This window comes from Paenibacillus sp. FSL P2-0173 (assembly GCF_038008045.1).
GTDB lineage: Bacteria > Bacillota > Bacilli > Paenibacillales > Paenibacillaceae > Paenibacillus > Paenibacillus polymyxa_B.
In genome coordinates, this window is the sequence record NZ_JBBOYK010000002.1 from 708,767 (window position 1) to 733,547 (window position 24,781).

Consider the following 24,781-nt stretch of genomic DNA (forward strand, 5'->3'; position numbering starts at 1 on the left):
ATGAGTGAAAAGAAAGAATCGGCGCCCGTAACCTCTGGGAAAGCTGCAGTGTCCAGTCAGGCTCTATCTTCGCTGGTGTGGAAAGGCAACCGCTTGTCTATGTTGGATCAGCGTCTGCTGCCCGAAACGATTGTCATGCTGGATTTATTCACGGCCGAGGAAGTATGGGATGGCATACATGCCATGAAGGTACGTGGTGCGCCCGCTATCGGGATGGCTGCGGCCTACGGCGTTGTGCTAGGAGCTACCGCCTACGACGGCACCGACGCTGCTGGGTGGCTGCAGCATGTACACGCCGTGTGCGGACATTTGGCTACTTCACGCCCGACGGCAGTGAACCTGTTCTGGGCCTTGGACCGCATGAAGAAGCGGGCTGGGGAACTCATCGATGAAGCTAGCGGAGGTCAGGTCGAAGACTGGAATGCCGGGCTGGAGCGTGAAGCCACAGCCATTCAGGCAGAGGATGAGGAAGTATGTCGCCAGATCGGTATCCATGCTTTACCTCTGTTCGAGGACGGGATGGGCGTACTTACTCACTGCAATGCAGGCGGATTGGCGACAGCGAAATACGGAACAGCGCTCGCGCCGATGTACCTTGCGCAGGAGAACGGCATTCACCTCAAAGTATTTGCCGACGAAACCCGCCCCGTGCTGCAGGGGGCGCGCCTGACCGCTTTCGAGCTTCAGCAGGCAGGCATTGATGTCACCCTGCTCTGTGACAATATGGCGGGCATGGTGATGTCCAAAGGATGGGTACAGGCCGTTATTGTCGGCACAGATAGAGTCGCTGCTAATGGAGATGTGGCCAACAAAATTGGCACCTATAGCCTAGCTGTGCTAGCGAAGGCGCATGGCATTCCTTTTTATGTCGCTTCGCCACTATCTACCATTGATTTGCAGACCGCAACAGGCGCAGATATTCCGATTGAAGAGCGTTCTGCGGAGGAAGTTACCGAAAGCTTTGGTAAAAGGACCGCCCCGCAGGGCATCAAAGTCTACAACCCAGCATTCGACGTTACACCTCATGAGTACATTACCGCCATCATTACCGAAAAAGGGATTGTACAAGCACCCTTTAGCGAGAACCTGACCCATTTGTTTGCCGAATAATTGTTCTTGCAGGTCATATCGTTCGTATATAATTCAAATGATTCTTCTCGATAGAATAATACTTTTCATAGAAAAAAACCGGAGCCAAAAAGTCCGGTTTTTTTCGGTTCTTGTTCCTCTACTTTTATGCAACATATGCACATAGGCTTCATTACACCAGTTTCAAAAGTGCTTCGTATCCTGGCATACCTGGCTTAATCCCCAGTTGCTCCGCTTCAGTCGTCACCGATTCCATCGGCGCTTCCAACAATTCCTTCAGCGTTTTTACCCCCACAGCTCGTGCGGCAAGAATTTTCCGATCCGCCAGCCGCTCATTGAGCAGCCCAACATCCAGTGCACCACACATGATGTAACCACGGGAGTTAGAGATCGTCAACAGCGTTGTTTTAGGCAGTTTGACCTCAACTCCGATAAATGTATGCTCACCCACTTGCACGGATTCCATGTGTATCATGGTTATTACATGCACCTCCTCTTTGTTCACCCGGGATATTTTATGCAGCATTTCCGGGTAAGTGTGGACGCCCGTGGATACATTCAAAATATTAGGAGGCTTATGGGTCTAGACTAGAAAGTGGACACATTTACTTTATCTGTGTTCACAATATTATTCCTTCAGTATCTCTGGTCCAACATCCTTACTTGCTCAGATGTGGCTGTTCCTTGCTGCTATTGCAGCATACCATTTATAGTCTTCAACCCATTCATCTTCTCCAATTGAATCGGGGATATCTTTTATATGGACATTTTGTCCATCTGCTTGATTACCTTATCCATCCAACAATTGCACTACTTGTGTTCCCTTTTTTATATCTTTAATATTTTCTGAATCCTTTACACTAATACCAATGAGTGGAAGGTTAGCAATGGAAAAAGAAAGGCTAATATCCAATACGTCCAGTTCACATTTTGTCCCATCTACCTTATCTACTTGTATTTTTGAACCTATCAAACTTTTCAGATTCGTATGATCCTGCTTATCTAATCCAATATTTGTTCCAATTAAAATGATTCCTTTATTGGGTGTTTTAATAATATCGTCTAACTTCATAATCTCCAAAAGAACATCTCCATGAATCGTTTTGTTTAGCTGCCCGTTCCATGTACCCATGATACATTCCTTTTGGAATACCAAAAGACATATATCTAAGAAGCTTCACACTGAATTGAATTTCTTCTCATAGCATTTTGAATTAGCGGCTACAAAATCCTGACCTAGTTCAGTTAAGCTATCTGCCGATTTTCGAAATGCGTTTCATGTATCTGCAGTAGGAACATCACAAGAATTAGGTGGGGGTGGTAAACAACTTGCGTCAATGTTCCCTGCTTCCATCAGATCTGCTAATCTGAATTTATCTGCATGGTGACGTACTCCCTAGCACTAGAATTCGTCAGGGTAAGTCATTCATATTCTTCTGAGATGTATGGGGTTAATTGTAAAATTCCTCCTTAGTCAGCCCTTCCCACAATTGCCCCATAGATGAAATTTGTTGTACTAAATTGCTATTCATTTGAGCTACTAATTGTTGTGCCTGTTCTAATTTCTTGGAGACAGTCGTAAGCTGCTCAGGTGTCACTTTAATTGTTGTCATATTATACCTCTGTTTAAGTTCGTTATGACATAAAAACACTATTCAAATTTATGGAACACCATATTAATTCCCAATCGTTACAAGAAAGGATAAACTTTCTATCTGCGTCTAAAGGCCTTATAGGATGTAACAACAACCATATCCTGCAACTCAGGAATAAGCATTAGCAATATCCCATGAGTTTTGCCATCATCGAGTTCTTTTAATCTTTTTTGAGTTCTTCTAATTCCTTATGCACTTTCTCAACTGCGGCATTAACAATCTTATGAATTTGGTACTGGGTTAGATCTTTATCAGTCTGCATTCTAATTCAAAATTTAATGTTACAGCCATAAAATCTTTTTACCATTGCCATACTGTTATGGTTTATCTTTTCAATGTTATACTGTTATGTTTTATTCTATATATTTGAGCAACTTTCCATCTGGGATAAAATCGCACTTGGCGTAAAAAGTGTATACTTCTTCATAGGTCATATTTTCATTGGGGCGAATCCATCCAGTAATTTTTGATATTCTCATTGATGGCCATTTGGCAGTCTTATTGTGGTAATCAATTTTAATACTGAATTATCTCCAAAAGGCTCTCCAGCATCATTTTTCCCTAACCAACTAGTTTTTCGTGCGTTTGCAACTCTTCAATCACTAATTCATCGAAATATGTAAAGTATCAGCATGAAAGGTTCCAAAGTTAATTGTATTTAAGATAAATCGATACAAAAATGATTCTTTGCCATTGAGAATTGTGATTTTACTATTCAACAACTTGCCTTCCTATATTTATTCCATATACATTTCTTAAAAGTGACAGTAAAATCCTGCTTTTATGGTGTTACTCCATCGATGCAACAACTGTCTCATTTCTTCCATTTTACATTCAGGAACAATTTCAAAGTAGATGTCAAATCAATTGGTTTTTCACCATGCTTCTCGCAACTAGCTACATACCAGTTATTATAAACATATTTGTATTTTGAGTAGTGCTTCATACGTAATTTTCTCCCTTCAAAAGATTATCAAATACTGTTTTTATGTTCCTCAAGTAAGTAGTAAGTGCTTCACTAACTTCTTGAAGTAGTACTTATTATTCGGTTTTCTCAAGAACTGATTAATTGTTATAGTAACAGCAACTTTTCTCCAATTCATAAGCATTGCTAGACTATTTACATCCTTAATCAGTGTAACCCATCCAACTTCCTTATCATCATTAGTTAAGATATGTACATCGCCTCATTACTTCCCCTAAAGGGATCTCGCAACCAGAAATAATAAAAGATGCCGTTTGACAATTCATATATGTTATAGTCTCCATCCTTAGCTGAACTTTAGTTACATACTTTTATTAAATTATCAACTTTCATTATATTTATTTGTTTGATTTCAATTAGATTTATTACTAGTCTACAATTTGATAATTTATTTTATATATGGTAGTATATTCCTTGTAAATCAAATCCATTTAAAGGATGTTAATGGTTTTGTTTTACTAACATATCTAAGGAGTGATTATAAAGTGAAAAAATTATTAAGTTTGTTTGTTGTATTTGTATTATTTTTAAGTGTACTTCCTTACTCAGTTAACGCACAGGATTCTTTATCTATTAACACCCCTGAAGACTACATTAATTATCTAAAAGCCAATAATAAAGAACTCAACTCGCAGAACGATAATGACTCCTCTGTCATTCTAGAGCAGTTCACAAATCTCTCGCAAGAAGAACAACAAAAGTTTGTAAATTATATGAATGATCCTGAAGCGATAAAATCAATTTTTAATGTAATACAAAGCGGAAAAGATTCAGATTTATATAATGGAGATATAAAAGTGAGGGTAAACCAAAACAAACAAGCACACTCTACTACTCCTTTTGCGACTGAATATACACCTCATGCTGAAACAGTCGTTTCTACATTTGGTATCAATATTATTACAACACAAGTATATATACATTACAGAGTTAGTGCGGGGAAAGTGACTGAAATTCTAAATGGCGGTGGAGTTGTTACAAGAAAGTGGGTCCCTTTAGTGAATATCACCATAAAAGAAGAGAAACCACATATTAACTCTGACAAGCGCAGCGCCTACCAGACAGCATATTTCACTTGGAACTTTACTCATCCGTCTCTTGAAGAGGTAATCGGAACTGGTACACATACAATTTGGGGATATGCAGACGGTACTTGGGAATCACAATTTTTAAATTAATAACAAAGGACGCAATAAATATTATGAATAAGAACCTGTTACAATAATAGGGATAGCGCTAGGCATACTACTTATTCTATATCTATTAACCAGATTATTAATAAGAGAAGCGTTTGATATATTTACTCAGCGCTTCTCTTTTCGTGATAAAAGTAGCACTTTATTAATTCATAGCGCCTTGTGAAGTAAAGCACTAATGCCCCGGTAAGGAAAAATGTATCTCAAATTAAAAAACCTCTTATCAAAGCCATGAAAAAAATTTCTGATTCATCCCCCTCCTCTCTAATAGTCTCATTAGACTATTTTGTTCTTCCCATAATTTTAAGTATGCATCATACTTCATAACATTCACGTACCTTCCGTTACTTTAACCATATCACTAAGTAAGTAGCCTGATTGAAGACTCTCCTGTTTAAACCCACCTCTAAATTCTTAGGTGCATGCAAATTATCTTCTTTATCAGATAAATTACTATGAAAAATGAAAAAAGCTCACTCCTATTTTATTGTTAAAGGAGCAAGCTCGGTTCGTATTATTGAAGCTACTTTATGATTCAAATGTCAACTTTTCGGGAAATATACCACCTTCTTTAACGAAGCAACGTGCCATCCGCTGTGCAGCCCTATCAAAATAAAATTTATTTGAATGACTCGGATCTGGTAAAGGTTCAATTTCAGAGAATAGCTTAGTCTCTTTGTTCAATTGAATTTTCCCCATAATGTGTTCATTTGGGCCATATCTATAAATAACTACATTCTCATCCTCATGCTCTTTAAAAAGTAAAACAAATGCTCCCATTATAAAATCTCCTCTATTCTATTTCCCATGGACGACCCGACCTTACCGCAGCTTTATGAGCAGTCTCATAGTCTGTTTTAAATATACCCTCAAATCTGGATTCAAACAATTCATGATTAAGCAAATCCATATCTTTTTCTGTTTGTAATCCTTTTTGTAATCTATCCCATGCTTGAGCTATTTCGTAATCAGAATGAAATCTGCCATAACCACTCGACTTTATATGTTCATTTATGAAAACGTGTTCTTTGATTCTTTGAACTCTACTTTCCTTCATTCCAGAATTTTCAGCTATTGCTCTTACATCACTATCAGACGCTCTGATTTGATCATACATCTCATCTGCTTCAGCTTCTCTACGAAAATATTCATCAATTGAAAGATCGTTTCTTCCACCTGTTTGTACTTCTGTTTTAGGTTCAGATTCTATTGAATTACGCAATTTCGAATTCGCATTATTCTTCGGAATCTCATACTTAATAGATGATTTCAAACCAATTTTAGGCTTGATTACTGAACTAACTCCTCCAATTAATCCAGCTGTACCGATCATATTAGCCCAGTGTTCCTTTGACCAGGCATTGTTTGGATTAAATGCCCCTTGAATCATACCTGTTACTCCAAATGTACCGAAATTGAGCATGTCATTCCATGAATCGTTTTGTTTAGCTGCCCGTTCCATGTACCCTTGGTACATTCCTTTTGGAATACCATATGACATATAATCTAGAAAGCTCCAGACTGAATTAAACTTTTTCTCATAGCGTACTGAGTTAGCGTCTACAAAATCCTGACCTAGTTCAGTTAAGCTATCTACTGATTTTTGGAACGCATTCCGTGTATCTGGAGCAGGAACAGCACATGAATTCGGTGGAGGTGGTAAACAACTTGCGTCAATGTTACCTGCTTCCATCAGATCTGCTAATCTGAATTTATCTGCATGGTGACGTAATTCCCTAGCAATAGAATCCGTCAAGGTAACAAAGTCATTCATATTCTTCTGAGAGGTTTGGAAGGAATAGTAAAAGTGCTCTTTAGTCAGTCCTTCCCACAATTGCCCCATAGATGAAATTTGTTGTACTAAATTACTATTCATTTGAGTTGCCGTTTGCTGTGCTAACTCAAACTGCTTGGAGGCAGTCATAAGCTGCTCAGGTGTCACTTTAATTGTTGTCATAATATACCTCTGTTTGAGTTCGTTATGACATAGTAACATTATTCCGATTTATGGAAAACGAACTTAATTCCTAATTGTTATGTGAAATAAGATAACTTTATACCTATGACCAAAAGCTTATAGTCATCGCTTTCAACTCCTGATCTTCAAACATACCCTGTAACTCAGGAATCAACTTTAGGAGTTTTTTATAGTTATGTAGCTGTTGTTTCGTGATACCGAGTTCCTTAACAATATCGGTAATATCTTTTAGATGGGCATTTTGTTCATCTGCTTGATTCCCTTATCCTAGCTCAACAACTTGTAATGTTGATATTGGAGCATGGTAATTTGAATTTGACGCACCTTCGTTTGAAGCAAGGTGTTTGTAAATGTCATCCTCCTTTATTCAGATTGACTAACTATGTAAAAGGCCCACTCCCGTTTTTATTATTAAGGAGTAGGCTCAAATAGTACTTTTTCAAATGTCTATGTTATCCCACAACTCTAAAATAGTCTTATCATCAATCTTCCCAAGAATAAACAACTCTCTTGCTGATTCAAACGACTGCGAAAAACTGTCTCTTTCACGAGTAAGAAAGTACCCTTCTTCATTCTGGCTAATCCAATAGCTATCATTTTTATAGGAGAACTGAAACTCTTCCCCCATTTCAAAACGTTCCACCAATTCATTGTATTCCAAAAAAGTCCCTCCTACTTCTTGTTAACTCTTTTAAATGCCCCATCTTTCTTTCCATTCAAAAACATGTTCATGAGACCACTCTGGATGCTGCTTTAAATTTCCATGATTCGTGTAACCTACATCGCGTGTAGCGCAATTGTTTTAATTTTCTTAGGTGTAATGGCATCTTACTACTTTATAACGAATGTTAGAGCATAGGAGACTATATGCTTTGTCGTGCTTACAATTTATATAGTACCCATACACAGCACCCAGACCACAAAAAGTCCTTTAAATGAGGCTTTATTTTTTCAGTCTTTAAAAAACATAAATCCTCTAACCCATACTAACCAAAAAGGCTAGATGAATAATCCCATCTAGCCCACTGTATCGTTTAGTGTTAAGTATTAAGAGTTATAGTTTAATGATTGGTTTATTGGGCACTGATAGCTCATCAAAAAAGCCTTAGAGGCATAAAGATAATCAAAGCAGTAAAACTATTCTTGGACTATTAAACCCTTTATTTTTTCACAAATTCTTTCGGCGTCACTTTTGTTCTTAGAATTAAATAGAAGATTATCCAAGAAATCTTCAACAAAATTCCTTACAGTAGAATCAAATATACCCATGGGGATATATTCAACTCCAATTGGATTCATGAAAGTGATCCCTTCCGAAGAGTACGTAGACTCATTATCCCATGCAATCTCTATTTCATCGTTAACTCTCCTGAAGAATACATCAGGCAAAAATGAGCCTGCTCTATTTGAAAACCATGAGTGTTTAAACTCCCATTCTTGCTTTGTATCAAACCATTGATCAAATTCAGCGTCATTATCGGACTCAAACAACAAACAATTATTTATAAGTTCAAGAGTGTTTTGTCCTTCAGCTGGAAGAGGAAATGCTTCATCACTCAATATATGCATATGATTTTCACTAAACCATTCAACAATATAAATTAAATTCCATTGAAAAGGTATTGCAACGTTTTCTCTCTTATACTCGAAAATATTTCTTCCTCGAACAAACAATTCAATTCTTCCCCATGATTCACCAGCTAAACTCTTTTCGTTAAAAGGATTATTTACAAATTCATATTGGATAGCAAAAGTACTTTTATCTCCAAATGTTCTCAGAATAACGCACCTCACTTATTTCTTAATAGCTTATTGTACTCCACTTTCGTAATTTTACCATCCCTTAGGAACTGCCTTAATACATCGGCAGGTACTTCCCTAGCAGGGTTCGTAACCTCATATGGATGCCAACCCATTTCACCATCTGGTTTAAATTTAACAAGCTTCCCCTCATAAATATTATATAGTTGCTTATTTTTTGAAGATGAGTAGGCTGCATCCAATAACTTTTGCCCTGTCTCAGCGTCTGGAATTGGGTTGGGACTCCCCCACCCACTTTGAGGATCATGTTTGGGATTAGGCTCATACGTTCTCTTTTGAATTTCACCCGTTCCTTCAAGTCCATCAGGTATCTTTTCTACCTTAACTTCTGGGGATTTAGATGAACCTCTACCTTTTCCTTTCGCCATCTGCCACAATTCCGCTGAGCTCTTCCCTATTCCGCACCTAATAACCTAGATTTTCAGGGATTTTATCCATAGCGCTAATACCAAAGATTGAGTAAAGATGAATATATCATTATTCCTTTTTCTTGATTCAAAACAATATAATTGACATAATATCAATAAACATCCTTACCAAAGATTTTTAAGATCGCTATATTAATAGACTTTTCCTACATTACTTTGAATGGCTTCATAGTACAAGAATTCTACTTTTACAAAAACATTATTGGAGGCTAACAAATGAGTAAATTCGAAAAAAATCTTATTAAGTATTTGTCTTACGGTTTTTTTGTAGGAATATACTATTCTTTTATTAAAGGGCCAACAACAACGAGCTCTTCGGTCAACGGTATGTTTGAATTCTATACGGTACCCACTTCTACTTTTATTTTCAGAACATTATCAACCTCGTTTCTACTAAGCCTCTTTGCTGGAGTGGTGTATACAATTACTTTTTTATGCATAAGAGTAAATAAGTAGATTTCATCCGAATAATTTTAAGGCAAAGGAGCCATCCAAGCAACGGCTTCTTTTCTTAATTGACGGTTCGAAGCAAATATTTATGAAAGCTTGTCCTGCTTGACTTTAAGGCTTAAATAAAGGAGATTTTAATCCCCTGAAGTAGCCGTATCTTAGACGCACCAAACATGAGTAACCACGGAGTAGGAGATAGTCAGCAGCGTTGTTTTAGGCAGTTTGACCTCGACTCCGATAAATGTATGCTCACCCACTTGCACGGATTCCATGTGTATCATTGTTCTCACATGCACCTCCTCTTTGTTCACCCGGGATATTTTATGCAGCATTTCCGGGTAAGTGTGGACACTCGTGGATACATTCAAAATTTTAGGAGAATTATGTATTTACAGCAAACAGGCCATATCAAAAAGACTAGATGATTCATCACATCTAGTCTCTTTATCATCGTTAATGTTCTAGGTCTACGCTTTGTCAAACTTCTTTAAGTACTGTGGCGGTACAAGGTCAGCAAGCCAAACACCATGGTTGGCTTTATAAAACTTCACTTGATTAGCTAATGCCTTTTCTGTGTCTACTTCGAGGATCACTAGTTCCCCACGTCTTTTGCCTACTAAAATTGCAAACTCAAGGGATTCCGATAGATGTACATACTTTCTGCCTATTGGCTTAATTCCTTCATTAAAAATGTTGTGGATTACCTTTGTGTTTTTACCGTGATAGAGAATGGTTGGTGGAGTAGCTTCCTTATAATCTAACCTGCCTGTACTGTGACCGTAATTAGCTTTTATGTATCCATTAACAGTTTCATACCTTTGCTTTGGACAATGGTTTACTACTTGCTTGATATCCGACTCACAGACATCGGCCCATCTATTCTCTGATCTTATCCCTTGAATCAAATCTTGAATGTCACAATAACCCTAATGTAGCTCCAATTAAAAAAACTCTTATCAAAGCCATGATAAAAAATTTCTGATTCATCCCCCTCCTCTCTAATAGTCTCATTAGACTATTTTGTTCTTCCCATAATTTTAAGTATGTATCATACTTCATAACATTTACGTACCTTCCCGTATACTTTAACCATATCACTAAGTTAGTAGTCTGATTGAAGACTCTCCTATTAATCCTGCCTCTTAATTCTTAGGTGCATGCAAATTATCTTCTTTATCAGATAAATTAATATGAAAAAAGCTTTCCCCCATTTTATCATTAAAGGAGCAAGCTTATAGATATTTATCAATTGCTGTGAATTATATTGATTTAGGATTTTTATAGCACCAGTTTGGATCATAGGGCAGAGATCTGAACTTCTGAATATCTTCCCAACTGTAAACCCAATCATAATCAGGAATCCAAAAATAGTCAGTAGGATTTAGCTTGAGATATTCATATATAAATCGAAAAATTAGCTCTTCAACACCATAAACATCTTCAATACATCCTACTTGATACAAGGACAAGCTTGAATCTAATCCACTAATATCTTCATCATGCTCATAATTAATTTCGTAATTATCAATTCCGTCAATATAGAATATAAACTGCTGGTTATTTTCAGCACCCAGTGGGTTATAAGATATATTTAGAGTTGTTGAAAAAAACTGTTCGTTCTTATATTTTTTATCATTGTCAAAATATAATCCAGCATCTGCATGAAAGGCAGCTACGATTGCATCTCCCAGTAATTTCTCAGGTGTATATTTTTCTCGTTCTATTAAAATAAAAGCCGAACTTCCCATCACTTAACCACCTTTCTTAATTCCTCTAAGGAATTTACAACAGTTACTCCTAGCTTCTTGATATTATCTAATTTTTCTATATTACTTTGAGATAGATTGCCCAAAGGCTTATCGATATAAAGTATAACTTTCTTCTGTTCTGGATTAAAATAAAGCTTATCAGTCGTAATTGTCATTTTCTCAAGTTGTCCTTCTTTAACTGCTTTGATTGAAGCCTTAACCTCAATTAATTCATTTTTTGTAACTACATCTAAATCACCTGCAAATTGACCATCTTTCTTTAAAATTTTTTGTCCAAAACCAGTGACTTCCCGTTCTTCTTTTAAAAAGCCAGCTACTTTTGCTTCAGTTGCCTTTCCTACATCTGAGCTATTCATAAAGTTCTCAATATCCCGGTTAATATTTTTGGGATGTTGATCAACCCATGTCAATTCATTGCCAGCAGGGTTTGTATATTTCGTCTTATTTCCTTCCTTAATTATACTCCCTATATTATTATTGTGAGTTCCCTCGATTACATGTGGAGCCTTTTCTGCCTTAGCTCCCGAAGATGGAGTAGATTTAGATGAACCTCTACCTTCTCCTTTCGCCATCTGCCACAATTCCGCTGAGCTTTTTCCTATTCCGCTTGCGCCTTTAACTGCGGTTGTACCTCCATGTGCCGCTAAAGCTGCTGAGCCAATCAATCCAGGTATTCCGATAATACTACCAACTCCTGTGGATGAAACAGCAACTGATAATCCTTCTCCACCTGTTCCAACGATTACCTCACCAGCTCCCTGCAATGTCGTAGCTACGTGACCGAGAATTTCACCTACTTTAGCAGCCATAGGATGATCATAGTCACGGTCTTTGTCGGGCAGCATTCCCAAGGTTAAATCTTCCTGAATGGCTCCTTTTGCTCCCTGAGCAGTATCCCACAGAATTTCTCCTTGAAGCTTGCTAGCTTCCATCTGGGCTTCAGCCTTGGTGATCTCAGCTTTACCGATTTGTTCAAAGATTTTATGTAACCAACCTTCACCGCTTGATGCCGTTTTAACAGGCACACCATTCCCCGGCACATCCAGTACGACTTTTTCTCCATCTACCTGTGTGAAGTTTTTTGAAATAAAAATGAGTTCTTGTGCAACCGTAGAAAGTCGTTCAAGCGTCACGCCCATGGATTGTCTAGAGACCTGAAAATCTTGGAAAAACCTCTCTCGGGTAGCACCAGACCAACCTTGTTGGACAAAATCAATTCTTCCATTCAGTAAATTCAACATACGTTCCATTTCGTGTTTACCATGCAAGAACTGGTCAGCCACTTCCATTAGCTTGTCAGGTGGAACCAATATTCTCCCCAATTGATCACGTCCATTTTAATTTAGATGGAAATAATCTTATCAGAAGGAGATGTTTAGGGATATCCACCTGTTATCCTGAAATTTCCTTTTATATTATGTGACAAATGGACTGATATAAACGGATTTACTATGTCAAAAGTATTGTATAAACCCTCTTTTTAATATAAACGAAAATATCAGTGTTAAATTTTTTTAAAATATTGTGGGGGCACAAAATCCGCAAGCCAAACACCATTGTTAGCGATATAGAACTTCACATTGTTAGCCATTGATTTTACTGTATCGATTTCAAGAATGACTAATTCACCACGTCTCTTACCTGCCAATGTTGCAAATTCAAGTGTCTCAGATAGATGAACATACTTTCTCCCCATGGGTTTAATTCCCTCGGTAATAATTTTATCAACTACTTTGCTATTTGTTCCGTGATAAAGAGCAGTTGGTGGAGTGAATTCTTTGTAATCTAATCTTCCTGTACTATGCCCGTAGTTAGCTCGTATGTATCCATTTACCATGTGGTATCGCTTCTTTGGACAATTAGTTACGACTTGATCAATTCCTGCTTCTCCTATATCCGACCATCTATTCTCTGACTTAATTGCTGAAATTAAGTCATGCACGTGACAATAACCTTCATGATCCAACTTAATTCCAAACTGTTCTGGTGTATGCCTAAGAATTTTACTCATAAATTTACTAAGGCTCTCTTCTTGTTTTGGTGATAACATCATATACTCCTTGTAATGAAATATTTGTTTTATCTATAGTAACCAATCTGATGATTCATAGCTTCTTGTGAAATAAAGCACCAATCCCCCGATAAGGAAAAATGTAGCTCCAATTAAAAAACCTCTTAGACTATATCTGCTATAAGCCTCCAATAATACTGCAACTCCCAGCCCACAAGGGAAATACCCGAAAATACCCCTTATCAAAGCCATGATAAAAAACTTACGATTCATAAATTTTTCTCCTCGCTAATCGTACTTCATTATATAAAAACGAACAAATTTATTTCATCCATATCCATATATCCTCTTTGTCCCCATTTCACAGCAATCCAAAGTCGACCAACAATACCTTTCCATTCTAAGCCTAAATTAAAAAGACAACAGGTGATACCTGCTGCCTTTACTCACCATTATTCAGCTTCCGTCAACATTTTTAAAATGCCAGTAAATGAGCCGTCAATCGACATAATATCTCCATTAACTTGTTTGCTAAATTGAGACTCCGTAAGTTTATCTTTTCCTGCTGTGTGATTCTTAATGAATTTTATAAGCTCTGCTTTCTGATTTGCAATATCCTTTAATGCTTGTTCGCTTTCTTTTTTGTAATTTTTAACTGTTTTATTTAGTTCCACTTTAGCCACGCTGAGCTGCTTCTTTAATTTATCATAGTCTGCTTTGGCTTGAGCTATTACCGCTTTACTAGACTTATTTTTCACTTCGTTTTTATAGCGCGCTGATGCTTGACTTAATCTCTGAGTTAGCTCACGAACTTCTGCCCCCAGAACAGCATTAAGTTTTTTTTGTGCAATTTTAATTTCCTTCACACGATCTTTGTAATTCTCAAAGTATATTTTTTCGATTTCACTTGTTGACATTGCTTTTGTAGATGTTGCTGCCAATACTTGTGATGGAATTAAGATAGCAAACATTAATAGTAGTAGAATAGCTTTCTTCATATGTATCTCCTTCTTTGGTAGTAGTGCAATTATCATAAGGGAAATGAAGGGAATAGGCAATATGTCTTGTTATTTAAATACTACTTTCCACATTTTATAATCTTCCAATGATCGAATAAGCATTTGACAGATAAAAGTCCAAGCTAAGTCACTTCTAGAAGCTTATTTATGTAGAGCAAAACAAACGATATAAAAAAAGCTAGACGGATAATTCCATCTAACCTCTTGATCATAGTTAATTTTCTAGGTCTATTGTGATCTTAAACTTGAGATTATTTTATTCCAACATTCCTCCATGTTGTCCAGTTGGATCGTAACTACTACTGCTACTGACATAAAACTGGATACTAGGAGGGTGGAATCAACTTACTCTTCATCTTCATTAACCACTTTAATTAGATTTCCGTAGACTGCCCTCGTATGAGCAGATGCATGTTCTTTAAAATACGTAAACAACCTCATACATCTAATTGCTTGTATTTTATTATTAACTTCAGCAGACTTTTCCAAACAACTTAACAAAAATGTGAAGCCGTCTGAAAACTTCCCTTTACGTAAAAGATAGATTGCCAATTCCCTTGAAAAATGAGTGTATCGCTCCGTTGTGAATCGATGAGAATACAACCCTTCAACTTTTTCCTGCTCCAGAAAGGAGATAATTTCTCTTTCAAATTGCTTTAAAATATCATCTACATCAAAATGGTATCGGTTTGCTGCCTCAATCATAATATCAAGTGCGGGAAGAATCTCATCTTTTCTTGAAGAAATATAAGCTACATAATCAGAAAGAACGCTCTTATCGCCAGAAAGAAGCTTATTAACATACGTGTTTACTACTGCCCAGTCTTCGTACTTTTTTCTCCATTTCAAAGCTTCTTCATCTGTATCAGTAACCCAACTTAAATCAGCGTATTTTTTAATGTGTTGAAGTCCCTTTTCATAGTCTTTCCTCTCACCACATGCTTGTGAACGAAGTAAATGCGAGAATGCCCAATACGCAAACAAAGGAAAATTAGGTTTCTTCGAATTGTCTTTGTGTACATGATGCCGCTGTTGTTGCAGTTTATATTGAATTTTTGCCTTGTCTCCCATTGCTTTAGCGAATAGTTCTACTTTATCCCATTTTCGTAACGAGCGGTATGTATTCGCCAAGTCTTTTAAGGCATCTAACTGATCTACCTCATCTAATCGATCAACGTAAGGCTCAAATTGAATGGCTGCATCATAGTTTTTCTCTTGATCGTCTCCAATACGAATCGTAAACAATCGATACTGGCAAACCGCCAATCGTTCTGAATACTGATACTTTTCCCCTTCTGACACGTTTTCATAAAGGAACGCCGCTGCTTCAGTATTACCCTTTTTAAAAGAATCCTCGGCTACTTCAAAAAGTGAAGGAAGATAAACAGGATTATCTAGCAACATACCTACAACTCTTCGCAAGCAATCAAGTCGTCCTAACACCACGCATCGGTACAAAAAAGGGCTGATTCTTCGCCAGTTGAGCGGTTCTTCTTCAATACATTCATCAATATAACGTTCATAAAAATAATCCGGTGGCAAATTCATACCCATAGTGATACGATCTAGCTGGTGAACAGAAATAGGTCGGTTGCCCGTCACAATGCCACTAACTGTTCCTACATTCAAATCAATAATGTGACCAAACTCGGTCATGGTTAAGCTTTTTCTTATCAGATAGGTTTGAACTTCTGCTCTAATCGTAGGTGTGATCTCCATAGATAAACCACCCTTTCAACGTAGACTCGGCATATGATACATAATTAAACCATGTAATGAGAAACAGTTAGTAAGAATTACTTTAGCCCATCATTTTCTTTTGGAACAAAGTCATATACCCTTCAGTTGTTTACAACAGCACACATAACATTTTTGCACTTTTTACATATATTTCTCAAAAGAAGATTTCCTCATATTGCTTATATACAGCAAAACGCAATAAAAAGGCTAGACGGATCATTCCGTCTAACCACTTAATAATAGTAATTTTTTAGGTTCTACTGTGCCTTATACTGGAGACTTTTTATTCTTAGATTCCCCCGTGGTGCCCTGTTGGTTCGTATCTAGACCCAAACTCTTGATATTGGAAAGGAGCAACCACTATCGTCATTAATAGAAAGCTAGTCACCAATATGGTTAGAACAATTTTATGCTTCATCTTCCTCCACCTCTTTAATCAAATTTCTATACGCTGTCTTTGTTTCAGGTGATGCATACTCTTGATAGGACTCATAGAGTCTTACACATTTGATTATATATGATTTATTATTAATAGCTGTAGATTTTTCCAAACAACTCAACAAAAAACGAAACCCTTCTGGATATATCCCTTTATTCAAATAGTATTTTGCTAATTCATTGGAGAAATGAGTAAAACGTTCTAAAATAATTTGTTGAGTATATACGCCTACTCGATTTTGTTCATTCAAAAAAGATTGAATTTCTACTTCAAACAATGCAAGTATATGATCTACATTTATATTGTATCGATTAGCCGCCTCGATTATGTTATCTATTGCGGGAAGTATTTCATCTTCCTTCGAAGAAAAATAAGCAACATAATCAGAGAGTACGCTTACATCGCCAGACATAAGCCTATTCACATAAGTATTGGCGTCGGCCCATTCTTTAAATTGATTTTTCCATTTTAAAGTTGTATCATCTTTTTCTTCTACCCAGCTTAAGTCGGCATACTTTTGAATATGCTGAAGCGCTGTCTCATAATCTTTATTAGCATCACAAATTTCAGCACGAATTAAATGCGAAAATGCCCAATAAACAAATGGAGGATAAAAAGGCTTCTTTGTTTGCTCACTCTTTGTATGCTGCTGGTCAATTTTATATTGTATTTCAGCTTTATTGCCCAAAGCCGTAGCAAAGTTATTTGCCTTATCCCACTTTCGCAATGAACGACAAGTATTTACTAAATCTCTTAACGCATCTAACTGGTCCGCTTCATCCAAACGTTCCACGTAAGCCTCAAATTGAACAACCGCATCATAATTTTTTTCTTGATTATCTCCTTGCCTCGTTTGGAACAGTCGATATTGGCAAATTGCTAAACGTTCCGAATACTGTTTTTTCTCACTCATAGCTACATTCTCGTACAGAATAGTTGCCGCTTCATAACATTCTTCTTTAAACAGCTCTTCAGCAAGCTCAAATAAGGATTCTGAATAGCCCAACTTATCCATCAATAGATTGACCACATCATGAATGCAGTCCAGTTTGTTCAATTTCGCACAATTATGTATAAAAGGACTCATTCGACGCCAATTCGGATTAGCCTCTGTTAAATACTCAGACACATACCGTTCGTAGTAATAGCCAACGGGATGCCCCATTGCTTTTGTAATTCGGTCTAGCTGATCCACTGAAAGAGTGCGGTTCCCATTAATAATACTGCTCATGGTTCCCGGATTCATTTCTGCCTCTCTGGCAAGATCACTAAGGATTAAATCTTTATCTTTCATATGTTTTGTTATCTCTGTGAGTATCGTGGTTGTGTTGTACAAAAGTAACCACCCCTTATCAGGAACTTGTTAGGATATCAACTCATTAAAAAGAGGACTATTGCAATCCAATGATTGTATAGCCTTTCCGCAATTTATTGTACCATCTTTTGGCACAATATCATATACCTTTCAGAACCTTACTTAAGATACCTTTGAAGGGTTTGCAAAGAAATTAAGCTCTATAAATCCTGAGACATACGAATCATATCTCTACACTGTATGCCATTCTCATAAATTTCTTCTAGATAGTTATGTCTGACAAAGAAATCTAGATCTACACCGACAATTCTGAACCCACATTTTTGGTAGAGAGCTAACTGCCCAATGCTAGAGTTTCCTGTGCCCATTTCCATCGTTTTATAACCTTGTGCCCTAGCTGTTTCAATTGCATGTGTTGCTAATTGTCTGCCTATTCCTTTACCATGCATACCTTCTGATACTGCTATATTCACTAACTCAACTGTTTCAGGTCTTGTAGGTAAAAGAACATAGACTCCAACAATATGATGGTCAATCTCTGCTACAAAACACTGCCCTCTTTTTAAGTATTCCTCAACAAGTTGGTGCGAAGGATCAGCTAGTAACAAGAGCTCTAATGGATATTTTTCATTTGAATCAAGTAGTCTAATATTCATATATTCTCTCCTGAATGTATTATGGCCCCCGGATTTCCCCCTTGTGTAAGCTTTATTCCAGAAATCCGGGGAAGCCCTAAATCAGTTTGATCTCAATTCATACAAACCATTGTGAAGCGAAAGACTGGCAGAGCATGGAGCTTCGAACAAGACTCTGGTGTTAAATACGGCCGGAAGCCTATCATCAGGGAACCAAGGCCGTTGTTTGTCTATGACTATAAATGATCCTTCTACATCCCCTAGCGGCGCGAATTTCTGTCCAGCCCCTCCCCATGAATCAAGTTGGAACGTTTCGGTGATTATCCTTGATACTTCGGAGACATCATCGACAGGAAGACCGATCTCGCTTATACGAAGTAGAGAGTGGGGCCCGAAAGCTTCAGTGACTGCGTTGTTGAGTGTATGGTGAGCGATGAACTCGACAAGGTTATGATCCGGATCATAGAAGTAAAGCGCTGTTGCATTCCAGTTTTCGAAAAAAAACTCATCTTCTTGGGGTCTTGAAATCAATGAAATCCCACGGTCGATTATCCACTGTTTTGCTTCTATGAATTTATTCGTTGGAATCGTAACCGCAATATGATAAAATTCATTTTCCATGTGGGAGGATTCCTGAAAAGCAAGAACCGATTCCCCTACTTGAAAAGACAACCGCGAAGGGTTTTCCTCCACAACCTGCAAATCCAAGAGAGAGCCGTAAAAAGCTTTTATCGCTTCGAAACTGTGGGTGCCTAAAAGCACTTCTTTTAATTTCAATGCATTGGTCCTCCCCATAAATAATATTGAAACCCATTTTCCGTCGTATCCAGATCAGCATTTTATCTCAGACTGTATGAGGCCATTACATTGGTTATTGATTATCCTTTAAATCGCTTAGAAGTTTGGCATTCACATCTAACGCCGCAAATTGAAGTAATACATCCTGTTCATCCAGAGCTTTACTTTTCGCCATTTCGAGATAAAGCTTGGGCTGATCCCGAAATGCCCGTGCGCCCCCAATCGAGTATGCCTTCTTGAGATATTTATGAGCTAATCCAGGCTTGCTCTGAAGAAGAAGCGTTTCCGCCATTTGAATGTAAGGCTCTGCATGTATGATTCGGTACCCTGAACCTTCTAAATCTAAAATCTCCTCATTTAAAAGCTCTACTGATCGCTGCATATGGCTGTTATAGTTGAGTATTTGAACATACTGATGCAAAGTTACACCTGTAATGCCCCATTTATGCTTAGGCTCAGGGATTAGATCCCAAGCCTTCTGTGCCTTTTCCTCGGCCATATCGCTATCTATGGGGAGTGTAAGAGCTGCTTCCTCTCCAAGAGCCCAAATCACTTCTTCCAATTGAGCCTCCAGATCGTGATACATTCGAATATTCATCTATTCCTCCCAATTAGATAATGTAGAGTACTCTTCTAATGTCTCTCCATATTTTAACGCACGTTGACTTCCGTTGCATTCGAATTGAACAATTTTATTTTTATAATCATAGATAAGAACGCTAGCAGCGCAAACATCATTCCGCTCCAGATGAGCTGGTGTATTCCCAAGTGAGAGATAAACCAGCCGCCTATAGCAGCTCCCATCGTAATACCTAGATTAGAAAATGAGACAAACAGGCTGTTACCAAACTCTGGAGCTTCTTTCGCTTCAGTGGTTAACCATGTTTGACTAATAATAAGCCCCCCGGAATGCACGGCCCCCCAAATGAGCACAACCACAATCATCGGTAGGAAAGAAGTCCCCAGAGCATAAGTGAATACGTAAATGACCATATATAGCAATGGGAACATGATGACAGTCTTGGTCAGATTTTTATGTAATAATCCCCCAAATAAAAAGTTTCCAAAAATCATGACGATTCCAAAGACCATCAACATCATACTGATCCATGACCCGTTCATAAGAGTTACTTCTCCAAGATATTCAGCAAAGTAGCTATACACCGAAAACATAGCTGCAAAGATAAAAATAACAGTCACAATGTTGAACCACAATTGAGGTTTACGTAATATACCAAGCTGTTTGCCATAAGACATCTTTTCCTGAACTGGCAGGGAAGGAAGCCATACGAGTATTCCTACAAATGCAATCATGCTTACGACAGCACCAAATAAGAAAGCAGCTTCTAACGATATCTTATCAGCAAGATAGGAAGTCAAAGGCACGCCAAAAGCAAATCCTACTGTAATTCCAGCGAAAACCTTGGTGACTGCTTTACTACTCTTTTCAGGGGGGACAAGATGAGATGCAGTCACGAGAGCGACCGAAAAAAAGACAGGATGAAAAATAGCAGGAAGAACACGAAAAATGAGCATGACCTCAAAATGAGTGGTATAGGCATAGACAATATTGGAAATGACAAAACTGAATACAGCGGTTAATAGAATGACTTTACGATTCATGCCGGAAACGAGTAAGGTCAAGAACGGACCTGAAATCGCTACAACTAAAGAAAAAATACTGACGAGCCAACCAGCCTGGGCAGCTGATACATTGAATTTTTGAGTTACTTGAGGAAGAACGCCTATAATCCCCATTTCCGTTGTAATAATGCCGAATACGCCTAAAGCCAGAATGATAATAAGTAACGGGTTAACCTTTTTCATTTTAAGTATAAGCCTCCATTTTAATTATATATATAGATTTGTAGATATGTTATGTGAAAAAAAACCTCCTTTCAGTTTATAGTTCCTTTTGAACGTACTCGGCAAATTCCCGGATTGTTTTTTCATTCCGACGATAGTACGTCCACTTCCCAATACGCTCAGACTCTAACAAACCGGATTTTTGCATCGTTAATAAATAACTTGAAATCACAGACTGCGCAAGTCCCGCTTTAGCCTGTATATCTCCCACACATACACCAATTTGAAAATTAAGCCCTTGTTTTAGATAAGCCTGTTCATCAAAAAACTCTTCTGGTTTTTTTAACCACAGCATAATTAGACGACGAGTTTCGTTTGACAATGCTTTATAAATCAATGACGGTTCCATATAAAATATTATATCTATTTTATTAGATTTGTAAATATAAAGCCCAATGACTACGTAGGAGAATTAATAATAAAGGCTGCTTCCCCACAGAAATCCGCTGGGAAACAGCCTGTTTGTGTACATATTCAACTACACTGACTTACTCTTATTGGAGCGATACATCAAGTACAGGAAATACGGTGCACCGATCAGTGCGATCAGCAATCCGGAAGGAATTTCGGTCGGCGCAAGCACTGTCCGGCCAATCGTATCAGCCAGCACCAGCATCACCGCTCCCAAGATGCTCGACAGAACAATGGAGCGGCGTACATGGTGCCCAATCAACGTACGCACGATATGCGGGGCAATCAGCCCGATGAAGCCAACTGTACCCACACAGGCCACCGCTCCGCCCGCCAGCAGTACACCCACTGCCATGGCCAGTAGCCGGGTGCGGCGCACCGGAAGTCCCAGTCCCATGGCGCTGCTATCGTCAAATACCAAAAGATCGAAGCGGCGAGCTAGCCACCAGGCTATTGGCAACAACACGAGCAGAAAAGCCAGAATCGTCGCCACCTGCCCCCAGTTTCGAGCGTAGGTACTACCCGTCAGCCAAATATAGCCTGTGCTGCCCCAAAGCGAACCTTGGATAATCAGTATCTGAATGCCGGCTGCTCCGATCGCTGATACAGCAATCCCAAGTAGGATGACCACAGACGGGTTTAGGTGCTTGTTCCATGATAAAAAGAAGATCACCGCCGCCGACACCGTCGCTCCGGCAATCGCCGCGATGGGCAGCATATAAACAGGCAGCCCAGGCCAAACGATAATCACTGCAAGCGCGCCGAAACCAGCCCCTGAAGAAACACCGATGATCGAGGCATCCGCTAAGGGATTACGAACAGCTAATTGGATCAAGACACCGCTGACCGCAAGCGCGATACCAGCCCCGGCTGCCACCAGCGTGCGCGGAATTCTAAACTGCAGCAAGGCCGAATTTGCGTTCTCACCGCCGAACAGGCCGGACAGCAAATCGCCGACCGGAATTCGCATTCCTCCAAACATCAGGCTGAATACGGTCAACAGCACGGCACCGCACCCAAGCAACATGACCAGCCTGCCATACGGTAATTTCCGAGAGCGCACACCTATGTTCATTGAAGATTGTCCACTAATACCAGAAGGTAGCTTCATCTTCCACAGAATCAGCCAAATTAACCAAGGAGCACCGATCAAGGCCATCATTGCTCCGGTCGGCAGATCCATGCTTGATTGGTGGACCATTTTCGCCAGCACGTCAGCGCCAGTCAACAGTAATGCCCCCCACAGGAAGGAACCAGGCAGCACCCAACGATGCATTTTTAGACCGCTTAAGCGAACCAAATGCGGAGCTACCAGACCCACAAAACCAATGGGTCCAATGACGCTGACTGTAATGGTCGACAGCAGTACAGCCAATACAATTCCCACCGCCCGGGTCAAGCTAACCTTTTGTCCGAGCGACGTGGATGTGGACTCATCCAGATCCAGAACATCAAACTGCCTTGACAGCAGAACGGCAATGATCGAGAGTCCTACGACCCAGGGCCAGGCGTAAGTCGTCCCGCTCCAGTCGTTTTGCACAAGCGAGCCAGAACCCCAGAGAAACAGTCCCTGCGTTTCAAATGAATAAAAGATATGCAAAGCTCCGGTAAACGAACCGAGAACCATGGATACAATCAAACCGGCAAGCGCCAACCGAATTGGACTTCCAGATCGTCCCCCGCCCATGAAGTAAGCCAGCACCGCTGCAAGCAGGCCGCCGACAGCGGCAAATAGAAACGGCGCCTGATGCAGCAATCCGGGAAACATCACCGCGCCAAGGACGACCACAAAGTAGGCACCGGCGTTAATTCCTAGTGTATCAGAAGCCGCCAGCGGATTTTTAGTGATGGCCTGGAGCAGAGCACCGGCGATGGCCAGCGCACCACCTGCTAGGATTCCGATGACCGTACGCGGCATTCGGAGATCCCACACCATGTTATGATCGAGCGTATTCTGACGCTGGGTCAACGCCTCAATTACTGTATGCAGCGGGATTGAAGCCTCTCCATAACACAAGCTTACAAAAAAAAGCACGATGAGGACGATCAATCCGCCCCCAAAAATGCTTCCTACACGCCAAGTCTTCGATAAACCCGTTGTGCCTGTTCGGGTCATTTCGTCAGAGCTCCGACTACTTGATCAACCAGCACTTTGGATGAGATTGGGCCGCCGAACGTCCATGTTGTACCGTCCAGTGGGTAGGTCCGTTTTTCTTTGACAAAGTTCAGTCCGTTCCATACCGAGTTGTTCTTCATCGCGGCTCCAAATACATCGTCCGTCTTTTGCGTAATATAGATAAAATTGCTGTCCTGCACAGCTGGAAGAGCTTCAATGCCAACGGTGCTAAACCCGTATTTCTCGGTCTTGTCCGACTTCCAGTCGTTCACCATGCCGATTTTCGCAAGCGTTCCCACTACAACCGAATTTTCTTTGAACATTCGCAGACTGGCAGCATTTTGAGCTGTAAAGGCTTGTGTCAGCGCATAGTGAAAGTCTGCTTTGCCTGCCTTCTCCAATGTAGCCTTTGCATCTACATAGTGCTGGTCAAGTTCGCTTAGGACCTTATCAGCCTGTTCCGTTTTTCCGGTAGCCACAGCGACTTGCTTGAAAATTTCGACCATACGGTCGTAATCATAGCCGTTCCCCTTGTAAGGATCGAATTCTATCGTCGGTGCAATCCCCTTAAGCTGTGCATAGATCGCTGCATTGTTATCGGCGTTAGAGATAATAAGATCTGGCTTGAGCGCCGCAATCGCTTCTAGATTCGGTTCGCCCCGTGTGCCGATATCAGTTACGGTATCAGCCAGCTTTGCCTCCGGTGTTACCCACAGCTTGTAGTTTTCATTGTCCGCATTGCCGACAGGCTGTACGCCAAGTGCAATGAGGTCCTCGGTAAACGTCCATTCGAGTACAACGACACGTTCCGCTGGCTTGTCCAGCTTGACTTCCCCGTGGTCGTCCTTAACCGTAACCGGACCAGCCGTAGTAGATGTCTGCTCAGACCCAGCAGTACCTTCCGTCTTCGAGCTATCCCCAGCTGCACCGCAGCCCGCCAATACAATAGTAAATACTACAAATAACAATAGGCTATTCAACATCTTTTTCATTTCTTTCAATCACCCCTGTATGTATATTGCATTGGAAAATGATAATCATTATCAGTAAAAGAGTATAG

General features: G+C 39.5%; 25 protein-coding genes and 1 pseudogene. 2 read left to right on the forward strand and 24 right to left on the reverse strand.

The features are described 5' to 3' along the window. Complete coding sequence (mtnA, locus tag MKX30_RS13515) at positions 1-1,110, forward strand: S-methyl-5-thioribose-1-phosphate isomerase (protein WP_338533427.1); 1,110 nt, start codon at positions 1-3, stop codon at positions 1,108-1,110. 151 nt (positions 1,111-1,261) lie between these two features. Here mtnA and MKX30_RS13520 read toward each other — a convergent pair whose 3' ends face one another. From MKX30_RS13520 to MKX30_RS13530, 3 genes and pseudogenes are all read right to left on the reverse strand, one after another. After that, positions 1,262-1,564 carry a YunC family protein gene (locus MKX30_RS13520; protein WP_023987881.1) on the reverse strand — a complete coding sequence of 101 codons (303 nt, stop codon included), beginning with the start codon at positions 1,562-1,564 and terminating at the stop codon, positions 1,262-1,264. Positions 1,565-1,879: 315 nt separating this feature from the next. Further along, entirely contained in the window at positions 1,880-2,170 is a 291-nt protein-coding gene (locus tag MKX30_RS13525) for a hypothetical protein (protein WP_071558963.1), read from the reverse strand. Beyond that, positions 2,154-2,702, reverse strand: a pseudogene (locus MKX30_RS13530) (WXG100 family type VII secretion target); the annotation flags it as partial. The pseudogene MKX30_RS13530 and the gene MKX30_RS13525, both read right to left, overlap by 17 nt. A gap of 1,512 nt (positions 2,703-4,214) precedes the next feature. Between MKX30_RS13530 and MKX30_RS13535 the strand changes: the two are divergent. Then, entirely contained in the window at positions 4,215-4,907 is a 693-nt protein-coding gene (locus tag MKX30_RS13535; RefSeq protein ID WP_279831432.1) for a hypothetical protein, read from the forward strand. 546 nt (positions 4,908-5,453) lie between these two features. Here the strand turns inward: MKX30_RS13535 and MKX30_RS13540 are convergent. From MKX30_RS13540 to MKX30_RS13640, 21 genes are all read right to left on the reverse strand, one after another. Continuing rightward, positions 5,454-5,705 carry a hypothetical protein gene (locus MKX30_RS13540; RefSeq protein WP_023987879.1) on the reverse strand — a complete coding sequence of 84 codons (252 nt, stop codon included), beginning with the start codon at positions 5,703-5,705 and terminating at the stop codon, positions 5,454-5,456. A gap of 13 nt (positions 5,706-5,718) precedes the next feature. After that, positions 5,719-6,882, reverse strand: coding sequence for a WXG100 family type VII secretion target (locus MKX30_RS13545; RefSeq protein ID WP_076294942.1), 1,164 nt, complete (start codon positions 6,880-6,882; stop codon positions 5,719-5,721). 460 nt (positions 6,883-7,342) lie between these two features. Further along, positions 7,343-7,564 (reverse strand): hypothetical protein, encoded by a 222-nt coding sequence (locus MKX30_RS13550; RefSeq protein WP_104495212.1) that lies wholly within the window; start codon positions 7,562-7,564, stop codon positions 7,343-7,345. Between the two features lie 476 nt (positions 7,565-8,040). After that, the gene (locus MKX30_RS13555) at positions 8,041-8,577 is read right to left on the reverse strand and encodes a DUF5984 family protein (protein WP_341062901.1); all 537 of its coding nucleotides are present in this window, start codon (positions 8,575-8,577) and stop codon (positions 8,041-8,043) included. Between the two features lie 116 nt (positions 8,578-8,693). Further along, entirely contained in the window at positions 8,694-9,092 is a 399-nt protein-coding gene (locus MKX30_RS13560) for a hypothetical protein (protein WP_279831443.1), read from the reverse strand. 668 nt (positions 9,093-9,760) lie between these two features. Next, a complete protein-coding gene (locus MKX30_RS13565) occupies positions 9,761-9,892 on the reverse strand; it encodes a hypothetical protein (RefSeq protein WP_279831444.1) in 132 nt (43 codons plus the stop codon). A 177-nt stretch (positions 9,893-10,069) separates the two neighbouring features. Beyond that, positions 10,070-10,516, reverse strand: a complete 447-nt coding sequence (locus MKX30_RS13570; protein WP_279832193.1) for an RNA 2'-phosphotransferase — start codon at positions 10,514-10,516, stop codon at positions 10,070-10,072. A gap of 345 nt (positions 10,517-10,861) precedes the next feature. Continuing rightward, positions 10,862-11,350, reverse strand: a complete 489-nt coding sequence (locus MKX30_RS13575; RefSeq protein WP_071640119.1) for a hypothetical protein — start codon at positions 11,348-11,350, stop codon at positions 10,862-10,864. Then, positions 11,350-12,693, reverse strand: a complete 1,344-nt coding sequence (locus MKX30_RS13580; RefSeq protein ID WP_341062902.1) for a WXG100 family type VII secretion target — start codon at positions 12,691-12,693, stop codon at positions 11,350-11,352. The genes MKX30_RS13575 and MKX30_RS13580 overlap by 1 nt, the downstream gene beginning before the upstream one ends. A 182-nt stretch (positions 12,694-12,875) precedes the next feature. After that, positions 12,876-13,421 (reverse strand): RNA 2'-phosphotransferase, encoded by a 546-nt coding sequence (locus MKX30_RS13585; protein WP_341063007.1) that lies wholly within the window; start codon positions 13,419-13,421, stop codon positions 12,876-12,878. Positions 13,422-13,454: 33 nt separating this feature from the next. After that, positions 13,455-13,655, reverse strand: a complete 201-nt coding sequence (locus MKX30_RS13590; protein WP_023987867.1) for a hypothetical protein — start codon at positions 13,653-13,655, stop codon at positions 13,455-13,457. A gap of 179 nt (positions 13,656-13,834) precedes the next feature. After that, positions 13,835-14,380, reverse strand: coding sequence for a hypothetical protein (locus MKX30_RS13595; RefSeq protein ID WP_220031013.1), 546 nt, complete (start codon positions 14,378-14,380; stop codon positions 13,835-13,837). Positions 14,381-14,746: 366 nt separating this feature from the next. Next, complete coding sequence (locus MKX30_RS13600) at positions 14,747-16,120, reverse strand: helix-turn-helix domain-containing protein (RefSeq protein ID WP_220031012.1); 1,374 nt, start codon at positions 16,118-16,120, stop codon at positions 14,747-14,749. A 428-nt stretch (positions 16,121-16,548) separates the two neighbouring features. Next, positions 16,549-17,916 (reverse strand): helix-turn-helix domain-containing protein, encoded by a 1,368-nt coding sequence (locus MKX30_RS13605; RefSeq protein ID WP_310167802.1) that lies wholly within the window; start codon positions 17,914-17,916, stop codon positions 16,549-16,551. A 179-nt stretch (positions 17,917-18,095) separates the two neighbouring features. Then, the gene (locus MKX30_RS13610) at positions 18,096-18,551 is read right to left on the reverse strand and encodes a GNAT family N-acetyltransferase (RefSeq protein WP_264453973.1); all 456 of its coding nucleotides are present in this window, start codon (positions 18,549-18,551) and stop codon (positions 18,096-18,098) included. Between the two features lie 81 nt (positions 18,552-18,632). Next, positions 18,633-19,307 (reverse strand): VOC family protein, encoded by a 675-nt coding sequence (locus tag MKX30_RS13615; protein ID WP_053325064.1) that lies wholly within the window; start codon positions 19,305-19,307, stop codon positions 18,633-18,635. Positions 19,308-19,401: 94 nt separating this feature from the next. Then, positions 19,402-19,926: a hypothetical protein gene (locus tag MKX30_RS13620; protein WP_341062903.1), complete on the reverse strand. Its 525-nt coding sequence runs from the start codon at positions 19,924-19,926 to the stop codon at positions 19,402-19,404. A 53-nt stretch (positions 19,927-19,979) separates the two neighbouring features. Next, positions 19,980-21,155: an MFS transporter gene (locus MKX30_RS13625; RefSeq protein WP_279831463.1), complete on the reverse strand. Its 1,176-nt coding sequence runs from the start codon at positions 21,153-21,155 to the stop codon at positions 19,980-19,982. A gap of 76 nt (positions 21,156-21,231) precedes the next feature. Then, positions 21,232-21,543, reverse strand: coding sequence for an ArsR/SmtB family transcription factor (locus MKX30_RS13630; RefSeq protein WP_023987858.1), 312 nt, complete (start codon positions 21,541-21,543; stop codon positions 21,232-21,234). Positions 21,544-21,672: 129 nt separating this feature from the next. Then, a complete protein-coding gene (locus tag MKX30_RS13635) occupies positions 21,673-23,721 on the reverse strand; it encodes an iron ABC transporter permease (protein ID WP_341062904.1) in 2,049 nt (682 codons plus the stop codon). Next, positions 23,718-24,713: an ABC transporter substrate-binding protein gene (locus MKX30_RS13640; protein ID WP_023987856.1), complete on the reverse strand. Its 996-nt coding sequence runs from the start codon at positions 24,711-24,713 to the stop codon at positions 23,718-23,720. The genes MKX30_RS13635 and MKX30_RS13640 overlap by 4 nt, the downstream gene beginning before the upstream one ends. Between the last annotated feature and the right edge of the window lie 68 nt (positions 24,714-24,781).